Consider the following 5,594-nt stretch of genomic DNA (forward strand, 5'->3'; position numbering starts at 1 on the left):
GACGCGAGGTCGCATCCTCGAGCACGCCGCGGACTTGATCTACACGCGGGGGTCAACGCGACGAACAGCGAGCTGGTGCGAAGAGCAGCGGGGGTCAGCGGCTCGCAGCTGAGCCACTACTTCGCGAACAAGGAGAGCCTCGTGCGTGCCGTCATCGACTGGCAGGCCGAGGGCGTGCTCGGCTTCCACTTCGTGGCCGCCTTCTTCTCGGGGCCTACCGGCTCGACGCGTCGGCGGATCCGGCGCGACTCGCACACAGGCGTGGCCTGGGTCGCACTGGGCTCTCGGTTTTGAGCCGGGGGGACGATGAGTAGTCCGTACGTCAACTCGCCGATCCGGGCCCGTATGTACTCGTCCACCGTGCACAAAGTGGTGTGGGTCGTTGTGGTGGTGTCCGCTGGTCTGCCGGCGCCGCCGATGTTTTTCGTCGCGGCGAAGAAGCGGGTCGTTGCCATGTACGTGCCCGCTCTCTACGCCATCTTCGCCCGGGGCACGCCGATCGTCGCGTCACTGGTCGGCAACGCGAAGCACTGGTCGGGCGGCGTGCTGGTATTCACGTTGATCGTCGCGGCTGTCCACGCGGCGATCCTGCATTCCGACTGGAAGGCGGGCCGGTAGTGGTTGGGCTGGCGGTCTCGCTCGAGGGCTTGCCTGTTGCGACACTCGCTCTCCCTCTCCGTCTGCTTCCTTGTCAAGCACAAGCGTTGCACGTCGTGGCCGTTTCCAGAACGGGGCCCATCGTCTCTGACGGAGTGGGGCGCGCCACGGAGAGGGTTGGCTGTGACTTGCGTTCATCATGGTCCTGACATGTTGCCTTCTCCGGCAGGGGCCGACCGGGCGAGCTGACCGGGGTATCCGGTGGGCCCAGGTTGTGGCCGCTAGCGGTATTCGGCATAGAGAATCATCTTTCCGGATGAATGCCCGTTATGTGCTAATCTGCCTCACTCGCATGTGGAGTCAATGTTGAGAAGGACTTGTGAGCATGTGCGCGATGATTCTCAGCGCCTCTGCGGGTGCGCACCTGGCCAAGGTTCGATCGCGGGCACGGTTGGGCGGTCGGCGCCCCATGCGCCGGCGTGAGGAAGTGCCTCTGCGCATGCTGTCCGGCTGACGATGCGGGCAGGCGCCTGAAGCTGTTGCACGACGCGGGCGCGCGCCTCGGCACCACGCTCGATGTGACGCAGACCGCAGCCACCACCGACGAGGGCGGACGCGGTTTGTTCCTCGTCGCCCAACTCGCCGACCGCTGGGGGACGCGACACACGAAGGCAGGCAAGGCCGTGTGGACCGAACGAACAGCCACTGCCGTACGGGCCGCAAAAGGCCGGCACCGGTCGGCACCCTGTCGCTGCGCCGCGGCACCAGCCGTAAGGCTGTCGGCCAGGCCGTCGCCGGTCATACGGCGAAGGAGGGCACAGCGAAAGCCGGGTTCGCCGATAGGGAGGTTTTCATGGTGGAAGTGTTGCTAGATCGTATGTCTGGCATTCCACGCCACGCCCAGGGGCTACGGCGAGTGTGGCAAGGAGCCGTGAACTGTTGGTTGCATCCTCGTCCCCATGACGAGCGAGAGCGTTCCGCACTGGCGGTGCTGCCCTTTCTCCCCATTCTGGCGCTCACGCTCATTTGTCCTTCGCAGTCCGCGTCCGCCCAACTGTGCGTCCTGCTGATCATCGTGCCGGTCATGACGATGCGGTACTTCCGTACCCGGGTCACGGCGCTGGTCGGGATCACGGCCGTAGCCAGCATGGCGGCCCTCTGCGCGATACACCACATGGCGCTGCCCGTACCGCAGATGACAGTCCTGATCGCGACCGCAATATGCAGTACCACCTCCGGATACGTCAGGGAGCGGCGTCAGCGAGAACTGATCCAGGTGCGAACCGTCTCCGAGGCCGCGCAACTCGCTGTACTGCCTCCCCTGCCCCGCCACCTCGGCCCGCTACACACGGCCTCGGTGTACCTGGCCGCTGAAGACGAAGCGCAGGTCGGCGGGGATCTGTACGCCGCCGTGCGCACACCCACCGGGACACGATTGATCATCGCAGACGTGCGCGGCAAGGGACTGACCGCGGTTGGCGACGCCGCCCGGCTGATCGGTGCGTTTCGTGAGTACGCCCGTAGTCCGGGCACCCTGCCAGAACTTGCGGTCGAACTGGACAGAAGTGTCCGCTACAACATGAGCGAGGCCGTCGAATCCGGGCGGGACGGGGAGTGTTTCGTCACCGCCGCAATCCTCGAAATCCCCGACGACGAGCCGGTCGTGCGAAGCGTCACCTGCGGACATCCCCCACCCCTACGCCTTCGCCCGAACGAAGTCGTAGCGCTGGAGGCCAGCCAACCCGCACCCCCGCTGGGCCTAGCCGCGCTCACGAGAACCACCTACCACCTCGACACTCATGGCCTGCGTGCGGACGACACCCTGCTGCTGTACACCGATGGCGTCATCGAAGCCCGCAACACCACCGGAGCCTTCTACCCACTCACCGAACGGCTCACCACCCAAACCCACCACCAACCACCGGCACTCCTCCAGCACATCCACACCGATCTCCTCGCGCACGTCGGCGGACCGCTCGGCGACGACGCCGCCATCATCGCGATCAGACGCCAGACCTCGAACCCACGGCAGTGACGGCCACGGATGACGGCAACGAGGCCGTACACAGCCGGACGACGGCCGCCATCACGCACGGTGCTCCGGTCCGGATGTGCCCGATCGGGAAGCACCATCCCCGGAGCCGTGGAACCCGGCGCCGACCCGACGCGACAGCCGGGCCATCAAAACCTGCCCACCATCAGCCCAACGCTCCGAGACGGCCCGCCAGTTGCACTGACGAGCCGTCATGAAACGCCGAGGCTAGCCGGTCGTGGCGCCCTTGGAGGACGTGGCCTTCAGCGTGCCGCACAGCGCGGGGGCGGTGGCGGCCTGGGGGAGCTTGGGGTCTAGCTCGCTGGGGCCCAGCACGTTGGTGAACTTGCCGCTGCCGTCGTAGTCGATGCCGTGCACGACGATGACGGCCTTGCCGGCGCGGATCTTGCCGGCCACATCGTTGTTGACGGTGATGGTGCGCGAGTACTGGTAGGAGCTGCCCACGGGGAAGCGGGTCACCGCCAGTGCGCTGGCCGGGGAAGTGTCGCCGCTGGTGGTCAGGGAGGTGCCGATCTTGCCGTAAGACTTCATGCCGTCGGTGGTGCTGATCGCGATGTGCCCGTTGAGGCTGGTGGCCGCGGCCGCAGCGGGGCACGTGCCCATGCCGTCGATGTGGATGTGGGCCGCGTGCGGAACCCCGGCGAGGAGCCCCTTCACGGTCATCCTCACGGTGACCTTGTGACCGGACACGGACACGGTCGCGGTGCCCGAGCCGGTCACGTTGTTCGTCGGGATCGGAGTCAAGTGGGCCCGGAAGCTGCGCGAGCCGGAGTCTGAGGCTGCGGCTGCCGTTGTCGGGACGCCCATCGACAGGCCCAGCACACCGGCCGCTGCCAGGGAGGATATTGCCTTGCGCATCTGAAAGCCTCGCTTTCCCGGGATCACCGGCTCGTACGTCACCGAACGCCGGATCAAGCCCTGAAACGGGGGATGTGCGGCAGGTGGGCCGCGCTTCAAGAGTTATCGACTCCGAGCTCCGCTGTCCTGCGGAAACCAGTGCCACAACACCCCCCGAGCCATCCCGCCTTTGATTCACTCGCCCCCGCCTATAAGGGTTGGGCGTCCTACCGAGGCGGATGGGTGGGGCCTTCCTTCAGCTCAAACAAGCGTCAGGAACATTCTGGTCACTCTACGTAAATCTGTGACCAGGTATCGGCGTGCGACCGTGCACATGCCGGACTAAGGCGTTACTCCGTTCGGGGGCATTGGTGATATTCAACAGCCGAGCTGCATGTTCCTCACCCGGCAGTTCGGTGTGCTGAGACCGGGCGGCCTCCACTGCCTTGGCCGCGACGGCGGCAGCACCGTAGACCCCGCGCCGTTCCAGCCGGGCGGCCAACCGCTTCTCGCCGCTCCTGCGGATTGCCCCAGGCGTCTGGTATTCCGGCAGCGTGATGACGGGCCCCTTCGCCCCGGAGTAATCGAAGGCGCGTTCCAGAGCAGGGCAGATGCCCACGAGGAGGTCCCGCAGACGGTTGACCAACCGCACGCGGTCGGCGATCAGATCGGCCCGGTGGGTGGTGAGCAACTGGAGCGTGGAGACCAGCTCAGGCGGCGTGCTCAGGGTGTCGAGATCCCGGCGCATACGGGCTGGTCGGCAATGACCAGTGCATCCTTCGCATCCGTCTTGCCCTCGCTACGGTAGGCGCCAGACATCCGGTTCACCGTGAGACCGGGAACATACACGACTTGCTGACCATGGGCGATGAGCAGAGCCAGAAGGAGCGTGGAAGCCCGGCCGGAGATGTCCACGGCCCAGCGCACTTCGACACCCGTTTCGCAGGCGACCGCGATGAGCTGGAGGATCTCGTTCTCATCGTTGATCACTTTGTGAGAGAAGAGCACCCGGCCATCTCCGCCGACGGGTCCTTAACCCATCGATGTCCGCAGCTCTCAATCAGTGGCCGGAGTGTCCCGGAGGACCGGGCGGCCAATCTTCCAGAGCCATCAACGGCAACGGTCTACCAGCCGCACCCGGTCCTCCCGGACCGCCTCATATTCTTAAGGACGGTCTACGGCTACTTCGCCGCCTGGCAGAAGGAAGGGATCTTCGACCAGCTCAACGGGCTGCTGCGGCGCCTGGTGCGCGAAGCCGAAGGGCGGGATGCCGAGCCAAGCGCCTGTGCGCTGGACGCACAGAGCATCAAGACCTCCGCCAACGTCCCCGCGGCCGGCCCAAGGTATCGATGCGGGGAAGAAAATCGCATCCGTCTGCTCTCCCGGGTCGCCGCCACCAGTCCTCGCGTGACCAAGGCCCGGACCGATACCGGCTATCGCACCAAAGCCATCGACCACGGCGCCCGCCTCGGCATCGACGTCGAGGTCGTCCAACGCGACCCCGGTGTCAAAGGGTTCAAGGTGATCCCCCGACGTTGGGTTGTCGAGCGCACCTTCGGCTGGCTCATGCACCACCGCCGCCTCGCCCGCGACTACGAGAGACACCCCCACCGCTCCGAAGCCATGATCCACGTCGCGATGACCGACCTCATAAGCCGACGACTCACCAGCGAATCCACCCCGAACTGGCGCGACACCTGAACCTCGAACCAAACACTCCCGCCGGAACAAAACGCTCTTTTAGTAGCCATACCCGGAGCCCCCGGGCCCTCCGATCCTACGAGTGATCAGATCAGGCCCACGTCCTGAAAGGCAGGACAGCCTTTAGGGGGATCTCCGCGGCGGCATTGGGGTGCTGGCGTGGGGACCGAGGGGGAAGCCCTCATCGATCCCCGCTTCACAGCGTGGACGGGAGGTCTTGGTCGGCCCAGACGAACTTGCCGCCCGTTGCGGAGCGGAAGCCCCACCTGCTGGACAACTGGGCTAGCAGGAACAGTCCCCGGCCGTCTTCGTCGACGATGCGGGCATGGCGCAGGCGCGGGTAACACTTTCCGCTGTCAAAGACTTCGCAGGTCAGGACTTGGTGCTGGATGAGCCGCAGCCGGAT

General features: G+C 65.9%; 6 protein-coding genes and 1 pseudogene. 4 read left to right on the top strand and 3 right to left on the bottom strand.

Features of this window, described 5'->3' with window-relative positions; translation table 11 throughout:
- The 3 genes from ACWGJ5_RS46360 to ACWGJ5_RS46370 form a co-directional block, all read left to right on the top strand.
- Positions 1-294, top strand: a 294-nt coding sequence (locus tag ACWGJ5_RS46360; protein ID WP_453315610.1) for a TetR family transcriptional regulator, incomplete at its 5' end; no start/stop codon positions are given.
- Between the two features lie 51 nt (positions 295-345).
- Entirely contained in the window at positions 346-618 is a 273-nt protein-coding gene (locus tag ACWGJ5_RS46365) for a hypothetical protein (RefSeq protein ID WP_453315611.1), read from the top strand.
- An 832-nt stretch (positions 619-1,450) separates the two neighbouring features.
- Positions 1,451-2,632, top strand: coding sequence for a PP2C family protein-serine/threonine phosphatase (locus ACWGJ5_RS46370; protein WP_453315612.1), 1,182 nt, complete (start codon positions 1,451-1,453; stop codon positions 2,630-2,632).
- Positions 2,633-2,857: 225 nt separating this feature from the next.
- Here ACWGJ5_RS46370 and ACWGJ5_RS46375 read toward each other — a convergent pair whose 3' ends face one another.
- Together ACWGJ5_RS46375 and ACWGJ5_RS46380 are read right to left on the bottom strand one after the other, a co-directional pair.
- On the bottom strand, positions 2,858-3,508 hold the full coding sequence (locus tag ACWGJ5_RS46375) for a hypothetical protein (protein WP_453315613.1): 651 nt from the start codon (positions 3,506-3,508) through the stop codon (positions 2,858-2,860).
- 358 nt (positions 3,509-3,866) lie between these two features.
- Positions 3,867-4,513, bottom strand: a pseudogene (locus ACWGJ5_RS46380) (IS110 family transposase); the annotation flags it as partial.
- Between ACWGJ5_RS46380 and ACWGJ5_RS46385 the strand changes: the two are divergent.
- Positions 4,481-5,188, top strand: coding sequence for a transposase (locus ACWGJ5_RS46385; protein WP_453315614.1), 708 nt, complete (start codon positions 4,481-4,483; stop codon positions 5,186-5,188). The pseudogene ACWGJ5_RS46380 and the gene ACWGJ5_RS46385 overlap by 33 nt on opposite strands.
- A 196-nt stretch (positions 5,189-5,384) precedes the next feature.
- Here the strand turns inward: ACWGJ5_RS46385 and ACWGJ5_RS46390 are convergent.
- On the bottom strand, positions 5,385-5,594 hold a 210-nt coding region (locus ACWGJ5_RS46390), incomplete at its 5' end, for an ATP-binding protein (protein WP_453315615.1).

The sequence above is a fragment of the Streptomyces sp. NPDC054783 genome, assembly GCF_053611725.1.

Excerpts from the sequence above, each read along its gene's own strand:
- ACWGJ5_RS46365 (WP_453315611.1), top strand. The coding sequence starts at position 346 with ATGTACTCGTCCACCGTGCACAAAGTGGTGTGGGTCGTTGTGGTGGTG.
- ACWGJ5_RS46370 (WP_453315612.1), top strand. The coding sequence starts at position 1,451 with ATGGTGGAAGTGTTGCTAGATCGTATGTCTGGCATTCCACGCCACGCC.
- ACWGJ5_RS46375 (WP_453315613.1), bottom strand. The coding sequence starts at position 3,508 with ATGCGCAAGGCAATATCCTCCCTGGCAGCGGCCGGTGTGCTGGGCCTG.